We start from the raw sequence: 12,982 nt of genomic DNA on the forward strand, positions 1-12,982 counted from the left end.
TCCACCCTAGGCGATAACCCGCTGGATTCGGTTCGTATGGCTAAGTGTCATTTGAGACCGTCTTGTGACCCGTGTGGCAGATGGTGAATATGGGGCATATGCGACTAGGCTTGCGGTCATGGCTAACAAGACCGCCGGCCGATCCGGAGCGCGCTCGAGCAGGTCAAACGCCAGCTCGCGGAGCGGTTCGCGGCGTCCGGCGCCGGCCCGGCAGGGCCGCCCGGCTGCGCCGCGACGCAAGCCGGCGCGCAAGCCGCAGGCGTCGCCCGTCTCTGTCGCCGGCCAGAAGCTGGGCCAAGGCGCTCGCGCCGGCTGGTTGATGCTCGCCAAGGGGGCCGGATCGACCGCCCGCTCGGTGGGCCGCGCCCGCGACATCGAGCCCGGCCACCGCCGTGACGGACTGGCGCTCGCGCTGCTCGGCGTCGCCGTCGTCGTCGCGGCCAGCTCGTGGTTCCACGCGGCCGGCCCCGTCGGGCAGTGGATCGACACGGCGCTGCGCACCCTGATCGGCGGTCCGGTGGTCCTGGTGCCCGTCGTCCTCGGCGCCATCGCCGTCGTATTGATGCGTACCGAGCCGGACCCGGAGTCACGCCCCAGGCTCATCCTGGGATCGGCAATGATCGCGCTGCCGATGCTGGGCCTGTGGCATCTGTGGTCCGGATCGCCGCAGGATCCCATCGCCCGTCAGCACGCCGCCGGATTCGTCGGCTTCGCCATCGGCGGGCCGCTGTCGGACGGGCTGACCGAGTGGATCGCCGCGCCACTGCTGTTCATGGGTGTGCTGTTCGGCCTGCTGCTGATCACCGGCACGACGATCCGAGAGGTGCCCTCGACCCTGCGCACCATGTTCAGCACCCGTGCGTTCCGGGACGAATACGACGACGAGTACGACGAATACGACGACGAGTACGGGTCCGAGCCCGACGATTTCTCCGACGGCTACTACGACGACGACACCGCGGGCAGCGAAGCCGCGGCCCAGGCCTGGCCCACGGCCGCGATCGAGGCGCCCAAGGCGCCCAGCGGTTCGCCGATGGACAACTACCCGCTGCCCGACGACGCTGACGCGCCCACCGTTCCCGAACCCGCGGTCAAGACTCGCCGCAAGAAGCCAGAGAGCAAACCCAAGCCCGACGACACCCTGGTGATGGACCGGGTCATCGAGGGGCCCTACACGCTGCCCCCGCTGGATCTGCTGATCGCCGGCGACCCGCCCAAACTGCGCACCGCCGCCAACGACCAGATGGAAGCCGCCATCACTTCGGTGCTGGAACAGTTCAAGGTCGACGCGGCCGTGACCGGCTGCACCCGCGGCCCGACGGTCACCCGCTACGAAGTCGAGCTCGGCCCGGGCGTGAAGGTCGAGAAGATCACCGCCCTGCAGCGCAACATCGCCTACGCGGTGGCGACCGAGAGCGTCCGCATGCTCGCCCCGATCCCCGGCAAGTCCGCCGTCGGTATCGAGGTGCCCAACACCGACCGCGAGATGGTCCGGCTGGCCGACGTGCTCACCGCACCGTCGACGCGGCGCGACCATCACCCGTTGGTGATCGGCCTGGGCAAGGACATCGAGGGTGACTTCGTCTCGGCCAACCTGGCCAAGATGCCGCACCTGCTGGTGGCCGGCTCCACCGGTTCCGGTAAGTCCAGCTTCGTCAACTCGATGCTTGTGTCCCTGCTGGCGCGGGCCACGCCCGAAGAGGTCAGGATGATCCTGATCGACCCGAAGATGGTGGAACTCACGCCCTACGAAGGCATTCCGCACCTCATCACACCGATCATCACCGAACCGAAGAAGGCCGCCGCGGCGCTGGCCTGGCTGGTCGAGGAGATGGAACAGCGCTACCAGGACATGAAAGCGTCCCGCGTGCGCCACATCAACGACTTCAACGACAAGGTGAGATCCGGGGAAATCTCGACGCCGCTCGGTAGCGAGCGGGTCTACAAGCCGTACCCGTACATCCTCGCGGTGGTCGACGAGCTCGCCGACCTCATGATGACCGCACCGCGCGACGTCGAGGACGCGATCGTGCGGATCACCCAGAAGGCTCGGGCGGCCGGCATCCACTTGGTGCTGGCCACGCAGCGGCCGTCGGTGGACGTCGTCACCGGTCTGATCAAGACCAACGTGCCATCCCGGCTGGCGTTCGCCACCTCATCGCTCACCGACAGCCGCGTCATCTTGGACCAGCCGGGTGCCGAGAAGCTCATCGGTATGGGTGACGGCCTTTTCCTGCCGATGGGCGCCAACAAACCCAAGCGCATGCAGGGCGCGTTCATCACCGACGAGGAGATCCACGCCGTCGTCGAGGCCACCAAGACCCAGGCCGAGCCGGAGTTCATCGAGGGTGTCACCGCGGTCAAGGCGGGCGAACGCAAGGACGTCGACCCCGACATCGGCGACGACATGGACGTCCTCCTGCAGGCCGTCGAGCTCGTGGTGTCCTCGCAGTTCGGGTCCACCTCGATGCTGCAGCGCAAACTGCGCGTCGGCTTCGCCAAGGCGGGCCGCCTGATGGATCTCATGGAGACCCGCGGCATCGTCGGCCCGTCGGAGGGTTCGAAGGCGCGCGAGGTGCTCGTCAAGCCCGACGAGTTGGCCGGCACGCTGGCATTGATCCGCGGTGGGGCCGACGCCAACGGTGCCGACGCCGACGACGATCCGGACGAGTTCTAGCCCGCGGCTCTACAAATCGCCTAGAGCGTCAACAACATCCGGGTGTTCCCCAAGGTGTTGGGCTTGACGTAGGACAGGTCGAGGAACTCAGCCACACCCGTGTCATACGAGCGGCACATCTCCTCGTACACCTCGGCGGTCACCGGGGTGCCGTCGATCTCCTCGAAACCGTGTTTGCCGAAGAAGTCGACTTCGAAGGTCAGCACGAAGATCCGGCTCAGGTGCAGCTCGCGGGCCACGTCGAGCAACTGCTCGACCAGCACGTGGCCCACACCTGTGCCGCGGACCTTGGGATGCACGGCCACCGTGCGCACCTCGCCGAGATCGGCCCACAGCACGTGGAGCGCCCCGCATCCGACGAGCTCGCCGTCGAGTTCGGCCACCCAGAATTCCTGGACCGCCTCGTACAGCGTCACCAGGTTTTTCTCCAGCAAGATCTTGCCCGCGTAGACATCGACGAGGTTCTTGATTGCCGGAACATCGGACGTGCGGGCGCGCCGCACCACAGGGTGTTTGCGCTCCTCGACACTGCCTGGGTTCACAGGCGCAAGAGTATCGGTTAGGGCAACGGATATTCTGTTGCGGTGCCGGGCCAACCTTCTACCGATCCGGTGGTCCCGCGCGCGCGCGTGGCCAACCTCGCCAACGTGCTCACTGGGGTGCGGATGGTGCTTGTTCCGGTCTTCCTCGTCTTCTTGTTCGTCGGCGACGGCCATGAAACCGTCTGGCGGATCGCCGCTTTCGCGGTGTTCGCGGTCGCGGTGATCACCGATCACTTCGACGGGGCATTGGCCCGCAGTTACGGAATGATCACCGAGTTCGGCACTCTGGCCGATCCGATCGCCGACAAGGCGCTGATCGGGGCGGCGCTGATCGGCCTGTCGATGCTCGGCGACCTGCCGTGGTGGATCACCGCGGTGGTGCTGACCCGTGAGATCGGAATCACGGTGCTGCGCTTCGCGGTGCTGCGTCACGGTGTGATTCCCGCCAGTCGTGGCGGCAAGCTCAAGACTCTGGTGCAAGCCGTCGCCATCGGGCTGTTCATCCTGCCGCTGCATGCCTGGCCCGACATCTGGCTGAACGTCGCCTGGGTGATCATGTGGGCCGCAGTGGTGCTGACCGTGCTCACCGGTGCCGACTACGTCATTTCCGCGATCAGGGATTCGCGTGGACGATCCGCTGCTCACTGACGACGCCAGGGCACTGGTCGCCGACCTGACGGTGCGTTCGCAGAGCGTGGCCACCGCCGAGTCGCTCACCGGTGGCCTTCTGGCGGCGACGCTGGCCGGGGTGTCCGGGGCCAGCGCAGTTCTGCAGGGCGGCCTGGTCACCTATAACGAAGACACCAAGATCTGGCTCGCGGGTGTGGCTCCTCAGGTGCTCGACGCGGTCGGCCCGGTTTCGGCTCCCACGGCACGGGCGCTGGCCGTCGGGGCCCGCCAGCGTTGCGCGGCGACCTGGGGCGTCGGCCTGACCGGCGTGGCCGGTCCGGAACCGCACGGCGGACACCCGGTGGGCACGGTGTTCATCGGGCTGGCCGGTCCGGTCGACACCGACGTCGTCGAGTTGTCGTTGTCCGGCTCACGCTGGGATATTCGCCGCGCCGCCGTCGACGAGGCGATCGCCCGGTTGCGTTCACTCGTCCAGGACCAGTAACCGAAATCGTCCAGGGCGATTGCCCTTGGGCCCTCGGGAACCATGCGGTGGCCCACGGCGTTGGTCTGATAGCGAACCTTGACAGGCGAGGCGAAGGAGAGCGCGATGACGACACTGCTGCGTGAGGTGATTGGCGACGTGCTGCGTAACGCCCGCACCGAACAGGGACGCACGTTGCGCGAAGTCTCCGACGCGGCGCGCGTGAGCCTCGGATACCTCTCTGAGGTGGAGCGGGGCCGCAAAGAGGCCTCCAGCGAACTGCTGGGCGCCATCTGCGACGCCCTGGACGTCCCGCTGTCGCGGGTACTCACAGATGCGGGCGAGAACCTGGCCGAACGCGAGCACGCCGGCGCAGCGGTCCAGGTGCCGGACCATACCGATGTCACCGCCAATGTCGCCCACATCGATGCGGCCATCAAGGTCGTCATTCCGCAGCCCGTGTCGATGGCCGTCGCCTGAGATGAGCGCGGTCCCGACGCCGGCCTGATTGCCCTGTTCGTGCCTGGGTCGCGAATTTTCGCAAAACACCCATGCGAACTGCGTGCGGGGCTGTGGCTGCATGTCCGGAACCGATAAGTTGGCAGCAGAGGAAATGCGGCAACCTGAAACGACAAGGCCCGGCGAGGGCCTGGCAGACAAGCCCGACAGATAAGGCGGAACGAAGCAATGGCCAATCCGTTCGTCAAGGCGTGGAAGTACCTGATGGCGCTGTTCAGCTCCAAGGTGGATGAGTACGCCGATCCGAAGGTGCAGATCCAGCAGGCCATCGAGGACGCGCAGCGTCAGCACCAGGCCCTGACCCAGCAGGCCGCCCAGGTCATCGGCAACCAGCGCCAGCTGGAGATGCGGCTCAGCCGTCAGCTCGCCGACATCGAGAAGCTGCAGGTCAACGTCCGCCAGGCACTGACGCTGGCTGATCAGGCCACCGCTGCCGGTGACGCTGCCAAGGCCACCGAGTACAACAACGCCGCCGAGGCGTTCGCGGCCCAGCTCGTCACCGCCGAGCAGAGCGTCGAGGACCTCAAGGGTCTGCACGATCAGGCCCTGCAGGCTGCCCAGCAGGCCAAGAAGGCCGTCGAGCAGAACGCCATGATGCTGCAGCAGAAGATCGCCGAGCGCACCAAGCTGCTGTCGCAGCTGGAGCAGGCCAAGATGCAGGAGCAGGTCAGTTCTTCGCTCCGGTCGATGAGCGAGGTCGCCGCGCCGGGTAACACCCCGAGCCTGGACGAAGTGCGGCAGAAGATCGAACGCCGCTACGCCAACGCCATGGGTGAGGCCGAGCTCGCGCAGAACTCTGTGCAGGGCCGCATGATGGAGGTCCAGCAGGCCAGCGTTCAGATGGCGGGCCACTCCCGGCTGGAGCAGATCCGCGCCTCGATGCGCGGCGACGCCCTGCCCAGCGGTGGTGCGACCCCGGCCACGCCTGCCTCTCCGGCGCCCAACCAAACTTCTCCCACCCCCGAAAACCCGCTCGGGCAATAACGATTCGAGTGTTTTAGATCATGGCTACCAAGACCGGACGACCGGACGCGTGGAGATCGTTGGCGCAGCGGGCTATCGATACCGCGGCCGATCTGTCCGGCGCGCTGACCGAAAAGCTCAGCGCCGCCGCCGATCCGCGCGCGAAGCTGTTGCGCAAGCGGCGGTGGGCGCTGCGCTTCAGCGTGTTCTTCACCCTGTCCAGCGTGTTCTGGGTCTTGGTGACGGCGTTGCTGGCCTCGTGGAGCACACCGGTCTGGGGCCTGATCATCAGCGGAGCGATCGCGGCCGGCGCGGCGTTCCCGGCCACACTGTTCTGGCTGCGCTACCGGTGGCTACGCGCGGAACCGCTTCCGGTGCAGCGGCCGGTCTCCGGGCGCCGGTTACCGCCATGGGGTTCGGCGGCCCGGCAGCCGATGGCGGCGCTGACGGCCTCCGAGCGGGGGATGTTCTCCCTACTCGGAGTGTTGGAGCGCGGGCGGATGCTTCCGCCCGACGAACTGCGGGAGCTGACCGCGGTGGCCAACCACACCGCACGGACCATGGCCGCCACCGCCACCGAGGTGGTGTCGATGGAGCGGGCGATCAGCAACGCCCCGCAATCGCGTCAGCATCTGGTGCCCACCATCAACGCGTTCGCCGCACAGCTTGGTGAGGGCGTGCGCCAGTACAACGAGATGGTCACTGCCGCAGCGCAACTCGTGTCCACGGTGAACAGCGGGCAGGATGCGGTGTCGCCGTTGTCGCAGCAGCGCTACCGCGGCGAGTTGACCGGGGCCACCGATCGACTGATCGGGTGGGCGCAGGCATTCGACGAGCTGGGCCGGCTGCGCCGCGCCTGAACCGCCGCTACAGCGACGTACGGAGCGAGGGCACGACCACCCCGACGAGGCCGCGCACCGTTGCCTTGACCATGTCGAACATGTCGAAGTAGTCCCGCCACAGCGTGATTCGGCCTTCGTGCACCTCGAATACCCCGCAGACCCAGAACTGCAGGCGCAGCGGCCCGAACACCAGCGCGTCGGTGCGCTCGGTCAGCACGGCGGCACCATCGGCGGCGATCCGGTGGATCTTCACCTCGAAGGCCATCCGGCCCGGCATCGACCGGAACAGCTTCATCGCGCGGTTGCGTCCGTAGATGGTCGGCAAACCGACGTTCTGGTACACGAGGTTCTGTGCGAGAGCGCTCTCGGCTGTGTCGAAGTCCTCCTCCTGCAGTGCGTTGAGGAAGGTCTCGACCGTGCTGGTCTGGGACGCAGCCGCGGTGGTGGATTGGTCAGCCATGCCCGCAGCCTAGTGGGGACAGCTGTGGCAGGGTAGGCCGGTGCGCGTAGCTGTTGTCGCCGGACCTGATCCCGGACATGCCTTCCCGGCCCTTGCCTTGTGCCTGAAGTTCCTGGCCGTGGGGGACATCCCGACGCTGCTGACGGGAGTGGAATGGCTCGACACCGCGCGGGCCGCGGGTGTCGACGCAGTCGAACTCGTCGGCCTGGATGCCACTGATGCCGACGACGACGCCGATGCCGGGGCGAAGATCCATCGGCGGGCCGGGCGGATGGCGCAGCTCAACGTGCCTGGGTTGCGGGAGCTGCAGCCCGATCTTGTGGTCTCCGACGTGATCACCGCCTGTGGCGGGTTGGCCGCGGAGCTCCTCGGATTGCCCTGGGTCGAGCTCAATCCGCATCCGCTGTACCTGCCGTCGAAGGGCTTGCCGCCGCTCGGCAGCGGATTGGCCCCTGGCGTCGGTCTGCGCGGACGGCTGCGTGACAACGTCATGCGCGCCCTGACCGCGAGGTCCATCCGGGCCGGCCTGGCAGAGCGGGCCGGCGTGCGGGCCGACATCGGTCTTGCGCCGGTCGACCCCGGCCCGTTGCGGCGCCTGATCGCCACCCTGCCCGCGCTGGAGGTACCACGCCCGGACTGGCCGGCCGAGGCCGTAGTGGTGGGGCCGCTGCACTTTGAGCCGACCGATGCGGTGCTGACCGTGCCGCCCGGGTCGGGGCCGGTCGTGATGGTGGCGCCCTCCACCGCGACCACCGGGACACAGGGGATGGCCGAGCTGGTCCTTTCGTTGCGCCCGGGCGAGACGTTGCCCGAGGGGGCCCGTGTGGTGGTGTCGCGACTGGGCGGGGCCGACGTCGAGGTGCCCCCGTGGGCGGCGGTGGGGCTGGGCCGCCAGGACGAGTTGTTGTCGCACGCCGATCTGGTGGTGTGCGGTGGTGGGCACGGTTTGGTGTCCAAGGCGATGCTGGCCGGTGTGCCGATGGTGGTGGTGCCGGGCGGCGGTGATCAATGGGAGATCGCCAATCGTGTTGTGCGCCAGGGCAGTGGACAGCTGGTGCGGCCGTTGTCGGCGGATTCGCTGACGGCCGCGGTCGGAACTGTGCTCGGGTCGTCGTCGTATCGCGCGGCCGCACAGCGGGCCGGCGCGTCACTGGCCGGGGTGGCAGATCCGGTACGGGTGTGCCATGACGCTCTCGCGCACACTGGGTAGGTTGGGGCCCGTGCGGCTGACGGAATTCAACGAACTCGTGGACGGCCAGTTCGGTCCGATACGGGGTCGCTCATTGCTCGTCGATCACGTGCTCGGCGCTCTCGACGGCCGCACGGCAGCACAGGCCATCGAGGACGGTGTGGACCCACGCACCGTGTGGCGGGCGCTGTGCGCCGACTTCGACGTCCCGCGCGACGTGTGGTGAACCGCGCTGCTTTCCCTGTGCCTGTTTTCGGCGTATACCGGAGGCATGGGTCTCGGTGACCATCCGATGCGGACACCTCTCTACGGTGTCCTGCTGGTGATCGCAGCAGTTCTGCTGTGCTGGTTGGTCGCGTCCACCCTCGACGGGTGGCAGGCCGCTCTCGGGTATTTCCTGGCAGTCGCCGTCGGCGCATTCGGTTTCGTCATGACGCTGCGGGATCTCGACAACTTTCCGAACTGGCGTCACTGACGGGAACCATCTCCGGCGTGTCCACTTGAGTCGAACAGATGTTCGTCTAGTGTGGGCAGTGCTCGACCGAAACATTTTTGTCGGTGGTCTGCTCTAGCGTCACGGCCAACCGATCGGAACACCGGTCAGCACGGACTACTCGGAGAGGCATCAACATCATGGCGCAACAGGCCCCTGATCGCGAAAAAGCGCTCGAACTGGCGATGGCCCAGATCGACAAGAACTTCGGTAAAGGCTCGGTGATGCGCCTCGGCGAGGAGGTGCGCCAGCCGATTTCGGTGATCCCCACCGGCTCGATAGCCCTGGACGTGGCCCTCGGCATCGGCGGCCTGCCGCGCGGCAGGGTGGTCGAGATCTACGGCCCGGAATCCTCGGGTAAGACCACCGTGGCGCTGCACGCCGTGGCCAATGCCCAGGCCGCCGGCGGTATCGCGGCGTTCATCGATGCCGAGCACGCGCTGGATCCCGAGTACGCCAAGAAACTCGGTGTGGACACCGATTCGCTGCTGGTCAGCCAGCCCGACACCGGTGAGCAGGCGCTGGAGATCGCCGACATGCTGGTGCGCTCGGGTGCGCTGGACATCCTGGTGATCGACTCGGTGGCGGCCCTGGTGCCCCGCGCCGAGATCGAGGGTGAGATGGGTGACAGCCACGTCGGTCTGCAGGCCCGGCTGATGAGCCAGGCGCTGCGCAAGATGACCGGTGCGTTGAACAACTCGGGCACCACCGCGATCTTCATCAACCAGCTCCGCGAGAAGATCGGTGTGATGTTCGGATCGCCCGAAACCACCACGGGTGGTAAGGCATTGAAGTTCTACGCCTCGGTCCGTCTGGACGTCCGCCGCATCGAGACGCTCAAGGACGGCACCGACGCGGTCGGTAACCGGACCCGCGTCAAGGTGGTCAAGAACAAGGTCTCGCCGCCGTTCAAACAGGCTGAGTTCGACATCCTCTACGGCCATGGCATCAGCCGTGAAGGTTCGCTCATCGACATGGGTGTCGAGCACGGCTTCATCCGCAAGTCCGGCTCCTGGTTCACCTATGAGGGTGAGCAGCTGGGCCAGGGCAAGGAGAACGCCCGCAAGTTCCTGTTGGAGAACGGCGACGTCGCCAACGAGATCGAGAAGAAGATCAAGGAAAAGCTCGGTATCGGTGCTGTTGTGACCGCCGAGGTAAAGGCTGATGACGTCCTTCCCGCTCCGGTCGACTTCTGAGCCGTCGGGTAAACCCGAGGGGGAGCAGGCGCAGGATCCGCGCAAACGCGAGGAGCAGGCGAAGAACGTCTGCCTGCGCCTGCTCACCGTACGGGCCCGCACCCGTGCCGAGTTGACCGAACAACTCACCAAACGGGGCTTCGAAGAAGACCTCAGCTCCAGGGTGCTCGATCGGCTCACCGACGTCGGCCTGATCGATGACGAGGACTTCGCCGAGCAGTGGGTGCGGTCCCGGCACGCCAACGCGGGAAAAGGCAAGCGCGCCTTGGCTGTCGAGCTTCGGAAGAAGGGCGTCGACAACGACGTCATCGAGGCCGCACTGGCCGAGCTGGATCCGGCCACCGAACGGCAACGGGCCGAGGAGATGGTCCGTGACAAGCTGCGTCGGGAACGGCTCGACGGCGATGACGACGTGAAGGTGACCCGTCGGCTGGTCGGCATGCTGGCCCGCCGCGGCTACAACCAGTCGATGGCCTTCGACGTGGTCCGTGTTGAGCTGGCCGGCGAACGCGAGCGCCGCCGGGTGTGATCAGTCTTTTCGGCGACTCGTGCCGTCAGTCTCGCTGCACGTGCAACACCTGAGCGCCTGGTGCGCCTTCCTGCTCGACGGCCTCTGCTTCCAGGGGCGCGGGTCCGCGGCTGGAGCGGCGCAACCGGCGTTCGATCCGCGTCGCCAAGACCGACAGCGCGAAGTTCACGCTGATCATCAGGAGGGCGATGACGATCAGTGCGGGCAGGATGTTCTGGTAGGCCGACCCGATGTTCTGGCCCTGACGCACCATCTCCACGAAGGTGATCTGGTAGCCGATGGCGGTGTCCTTGAGCACCACCACCAACTGCGACACCAGCACGGGCAGCATCGCCGTGATCGCCTGCGGCAGTTGGATCATCCGCATGGTCTGGGTCCATGTCATCCCGAGTGACCACGCGGCTTCTTGCTGGCCGCGGGGCAGGGAGTTGATGCCGGCCCGAACGATCTCGGCGATCACCGCGCCGTTGTAGAGCGTCAAGCCGGTGATCACGCCCGCCAACGCCAGGTGCTTGGAGGGGAACATGTCGTACGTCGCGTAGAGGAAGTACGCGAAGAGCATCATGATCAGCACCGGCACCGCCCGGAAGAACTCCACGATCACCGCGCAGATCCAGCGGATCGGGGGTATCGGTGCCATTCGCCCCACACCGAGGAGCAGTCCCAACGCCAATGCCAGCACGATCGACACCGCCGCCGCGGTGAGCGTGCCCTCGACACCCGGGAGGATGTACGTCGTCCACAGGTTCGACGTCAGGAACGGCTTCCACTTGTCGGGCTGCAACTGATCCTTGGCCCACAGCTGAAAGACCACGTATCCGATCACCGCGATGGCGACCAGCACGGTGATCGCCGTCATGACCTGGTTGCGTGCCCGCGCCCGCGGTCCGGGCGCGTCGAAGAGAACTGAGCCACTCATCGGGGTTGTCCGTTCTTCGCGCAAGCGCTCATCACCGCGCCACCGCCAGTCGCTTACCCAGCCATCCGAAGAACAAGCCCATCGGCAGTGTCAGCAGGACGAATCCGGCCGCCATGATGACGCCGATGATGATCACCGCTGCGGTGTTTTCGATCATGACCTTCATCAGGTACGCCGCCTCGGCCACACCGATCGCCGAGGCGATCGTGGTGTTCTTCGTCAACGCGATCAGTACCGATCCCAGCGGGATGATCACTGCCCGAAATGCCTGGGGTAGCAGGATCAATCGCAGATTCTGTCCGAAGGTGAACCCGAGGGACCTCGCGGCCTCGGCCTGGCCCAGCGGGATCGTGTTCACCCCGGATCGCACCGTCTCACATACGAACGACGCGGTGTAGACCGTGAGTCCGAGCACCGCCAACCGGAAGTTGCTGTCCGCGATGGAGGTTGGCGAGTCGGGATTGGTGAAGGTGACCCCCAGCGTCTGTCCCACCCCGAGTGAGCAGAACACGATGATCAGGGTCAGCGGGGTGTTGCGGACGATGTTGACGTACGCGGTGCCCAGCCAGTTCAGCACGGGCACGGGCGCCAGCCGCATGGCGGCCAGCACCGTGCCCAGGATGAGTGCCCCAACCGCAGAGAACGCCGTCAGCTGGATGGTGGTCCAGAACGCCGCGAATATCTCGTCGCGGTACTCATCGAAGATCTCCACGGTCGGAGCGTTACCTCACGGCTCAGTTGCGGTCGACGGACGGCGGCGTCGGTGCCTTGATCCCGGCCGGGCCCAGGTTCTTGTCGAACGCTTCCTTCCAGGCGCCGCTGGAGATCATCTTCTCGATCGCGTCGTTGATCTTGTTGCGCAACTCGGTGTCGCCCTTCTTCAGGCCGATGCCGTAACGCTCTTCGGAGAAGGTGTCGCCGACCAGTTTGAACGTCCCGGGGCTCTGGGCGGCGTAGCCGGCCAGGATCACCTCATCGGTGGTCAGCGCATCGATGTTGCCGTTCTTGATCGCATCGAGGCACAGCGAGTAGGTGTCGTATTGCTGCAGCTGCACCTTCGGGTATTCGTCCTTGATCCGCTGAGCCGGAGTCGAACCGGACACCGAGCACAGTTTCTTGTTGTTCTCCAACGACGCCGCACCGGTGATGTCGGTGTTGTCGGCCCGCACCAGCAGGCTCTGCCCGGTGATCAGGTACGGCCCGGCGAAGTCGACCTTCTCTTTCCGGGCGTCGGTGATCGAGTAGGTGGCCACGATGTAGTCGACCTGGTCGTTCTGGATCAGCGTCTCGCGCTGAGCGGACGGCGATTCCTTCCATTCGATCTTGTCCTCGGGGTAACCCAATTCGTTGGCCACGTATTTGGCCACGTCGACGTCGAATCCCGACATGGTGCCGTCCGGGTTCTTCTGGCCCAGACCGGGCTGGTCGTACTTGGTGCCGATGACGATCTTGCTGGAGTCACCGCCGTCGCCGCCGCCACAGGCGGTCGCGGCGAAGGGGAGGGCGATCGCGAGAGCGAGGGTACCGACCAACTTGAACGGCACAGAGGGCATGTTCGGG

The 12,982-nt window shown here is 66.4% G+C and carries 16 protein-coding genes; 11 read left to right on the top strand and 5 right to left on the bottom strand.

Annotation, left to right across the window (positions count from 1 at the left end; all coding sequences use genetic code 11):
• The first annotated feature begins 118 nt into the window (after positions 1–118).
• A complete protein-coding gene (locus tag QQ25_RS13825) occupies positions 119–2,677 on the top strand; it encodes a DNA translocase FtsK (protein WP_201774227.1) in 2,559 nt (852 codons plus the stop codon).
• A gap of 20 nt (positions 2,678–2,697) precedes the next feature.
• On the opposite strand, the gene QQ25_RS13830 is transcribed toward QQ25_RS13825, so the two are convergent.
• The gene (locus QQ25_RS13830) at positions 2,698–3,219 is read right to left on the bottom strand and encodes an amino-acid N-acetyltransferase (RefSeq protein WP_039319266.1); all 522 of its coding nucleotides are present in this window, start codon (positions 3,217–3,219) and stop codon (positions 2,698–2,700) included.
• 42 nt (positions 3,220–3,261) lie between these two features.
• On the opposite strand from QQ25_RS13830, the gene pgsA reads away from it, so the two are divergent.
• The 5 genes from pgsA to pspM all read left to right on the top strand — a co-directional run bounded on the left by pgsA (position 3,262) and on the right by pspM (position 6,654).
• A complete protein-coding gene (gene pgsA / locus QQ25_RS13835; RefSeq protein WP_039379199.1) occupies positions 3,262–3,867 on the top strand; it encodes a CDP-diacylglycerol--glycerol-3-phosphate 3-phosphatidyltransferase in 606 nt (201 codons plus the stop codon).
• Positions 3,845–4,333: a CinA family protein gene (locus QQ25_RS13840; protein ID WP_039319271.1), complete on the top strand. Its 489-nt coding sequence runs from the start codon at positions 3,845–3,847 to the stop codon at positions 4,331–4,333. Before pgsA ends, QQ25_RS13840 begins: the two co-directional genes overlap by 23 nt.
• 105 nt (positions 4,334–4,438) lie before the next feature.
• Positions 4,439–4,792, top strand: a complete 354-nt coding sequence (gene clgR, locus QQ25_RS13845) for a transcriptional regulator ClgR (RefSeq protein WP_039379202.1) — start codon at positions 4,439–4,441, stop codon at positions 4,790–4,792.
• A gap of 207 nt (positions 4,793–4,999) precedes the next feature.
• The gene (pspA, locus tag QQ25_RS13850) at positions 5,000–5,815 is read left to right on the top strand and encodes a phage shock protein PspA (RefSeq protein ID WP_039319276.1); all 816 of its coding nucleotides are present in this window, start codon (positions 5,000–5,002) and stop codon (positions 5,813–5,815) included.
• 20 nt (positions 5,816–5,835) lie between these two features.
• Positions 5,836–6,654, top strand: coding sequence for a phage shock envelope stress response protein PspM (pspM, locus tag QQ25_RS13855; protein WP_039319279.1), 819 nt, complete (start codon positions 5,836–5,838; stop codon positions 6,652–6,654).
• A gap of 7 nt (positions 6,655–6,661) precedes the next feature.
• Here pspM and QQ25_RS13860 read toward each other — a convergent pair whose 3' ends face one another.
• A complete protein-coding gene (locus QQ25_RS13860) occupies positions 6,662–7,096 on the bottom strand; it encodes a limonene-1,2-epoxide hydrolase family protein (protein ID WP_039319281.1) in 435 nt (144 codons plus the stop codon).
• A gap of 40 nt (positions 7,097–7,136) precedes the next feature.
• Here QQ25_RS13860 and QQ25_RS13865 point away from each other — a divergent pair, with 40 nt between their 5' ends.
• The 5 genes from QQ25_RS13865 (at position 7,137) to recX (ending at position 10,503) form a co-directional block, all read left to right on the top strand.
• A complete protein-coding gene (locus tag QQ25_RS13865) occupies positions 7,137–8,306 on the top strand; it encodes a glycosyltransferase (protein WP_039319284.1) in 1,170 nt (389 codons plus the stop codon).
• Positions 8,307–8,316: 10 nt separating this feature from the next.
• On the top strand, positions 8,317–8,511 hold the full coding sequence (locus QQ25_RS13870) for a DUF3046 domain-containing protein (RefSeq protein ID WP_039319286.1): 195 nt from the start codon (positions 8,317–8,319) through the stop codon (positions 8,509–8,511).
• A gap of 45 nt (positions 8,512–8,556) precedes the next feature.
• The gene (locus QQ25_RS13875; RefSeq protein ID WP_039319289.1) at positions 8,557–8,760 is read left to right on the top strand and encodes a hypothetical protein; all 204 of its coding nucleotides are present in this window, start codon (positions 8,557–8,559) and stop codon (positions 8,758–8,760) included.
• A gap of 158 nt (positions 8,761–8,918) precedes the next feature.
• Positions 8,919–9,974, top strand: a complete 1,056-nt coding sequence (gene recA, locus QQ25_RS13880) for a recombinase RecA (protein ID WP_039319292.1) — start codon at positions 8,919–8,921, stop codon at positions 9,972–9,974.
• Positions 9,943–10,503: a recombination regulator RecX gene (gene recX / locus QQ25_RS13885; protein ID WP_039319295.1), complete on the top strand. Its 561-nt coding sequence runs from the start codon at positions 9,943–9,945 to the stop codon at positions 10,501–10,503. The genes recA and recX overlap by 32 nt, the downstream gene beginning before the upstream one ends.
• 25 nt (positions 10,504–10,528) lie before the next feature.
• On the opposite strand, the gene QQ25_RS13890 is transcribed toward recX, so the two are convergent.
• The 3 genes from QQ25_RS13890 to QQ25_RS13900 are packed head-to-tail and all read right to left on the bottom strand — an operon-like array spanning position 10,529 to position 12,975.
• Complete coding sequence (locus QQ25_RS13890; RefSeq protein ID WP_039319297.1) at positions 10,529–11,422, bottom strand: amino acid ABC transporter permease; 894 nt, start codon at positions 11,420–11,422, stop codon at positions 10,529–10,531.
• Between the two features lie 31 nt (positions 11,423–11,453).
• Positions 11,454–12,134, bottom strand: a complete 681-nt coding sequence (locus QQ25_RS13895; RefSeq protein ID WP_039379204.1) for an amino acid ABC transporter permease — start codon at positions 12,132–12,134, stop codon at positions 11,454–11,456.
• A gap of 22 nt (positions 12,135–12,156) precedes the next feature.
• Positions 12,157–12,975, bottom strand: coding sequence for a glutamate ABC transporter substrate-binding protein (locus tag QQ25_RS13900; RefSeq protein ID WP_039319302.1), 819 nt, complete (start codon positions 12,973–12,975; stop codon positions 12,157–12,159).
• Positions 12,976–12,982: the final 7 nt, after the last annotated feature.

This window comes from Mycolicibacterium setense, from assembly GCF_000805385.1.
GTDB lineage: Bacteria > Actinomycetota > Actinomycetes > Mycobacteriales > Mycobacteriaceae > Mycobacterium > Mycobacterium setense.

Bases quoted from the DNA above. Each gene is read 5' to 3' on its own strand.
- QQ25_RS13825 (WP_201774227.1), top strand. From the start codon at position 119: ATGGCTAACAAGACCGCCGGCCGATCCGGAGCGCGCTCGAGCAGGTCA.
- clgR (WP_039379202.1), top strand. From the start codon at position 4,439: ATGACGACACTGCTGCGTGAGGTGATTGGCGACGTGCTGCGTAACGCC.
- pspA (WP_039319276.1), top strand. From the start codon at position 5,000: ATGGCCAATCCGTTCGTCAAGGCGTGGAAGTACCTGATGGCGCTGTTC.
- pspM (WP_039319279.1), top strand. From the start codon at position 5,836: ATGGCTACCAAGACCGGACGACCGGACGCGTGGAGATCGTTGGCGCAG.
- QQ25_RS13860 (WP_039319281.1), bottom strand. From the start codon at position 7,096: ATGGCTGACCAATCCACCACCGCGGCTGCGTCCCAGACCAGCACGGTC.
- QQ25_RS13875 (WP_039319289.1), top strand. From the start codon at position 8,557: ATGGGTCTCGGTGACCATCCGATGCGGACACCTCTCTACGGTGTCCTG.
- recA (WP_039319292.1), top strand. From the start codon at position 8,919: ATGGCGCAACAGGCCCCTGATCGCGAAAAAGCGCTCGAACTGGCGATG.
- recX (WP_039319295.1), top strand. From the start codon at position 9,943: ATGACGTCCTTCCCGCTCCGGTCGACTTCTGAGCCGTCGGGTAAACCC.
- QQ25_RS13890 (WP_039319297.1), bottom strand. From the start codon at position 11,422: ATGAGTGGCTCAGTTCTCTTCGACGCGCCCGGACCGCGGGCGCGGGCA.
- QQ25_RS13900 (WP_039319302.1), bottom strand. From the start codon at position 12,975: ATGCCCTCTGTGCCGTTCAAGTTGGTCGGTACCCTCGCTCTCGCGATC.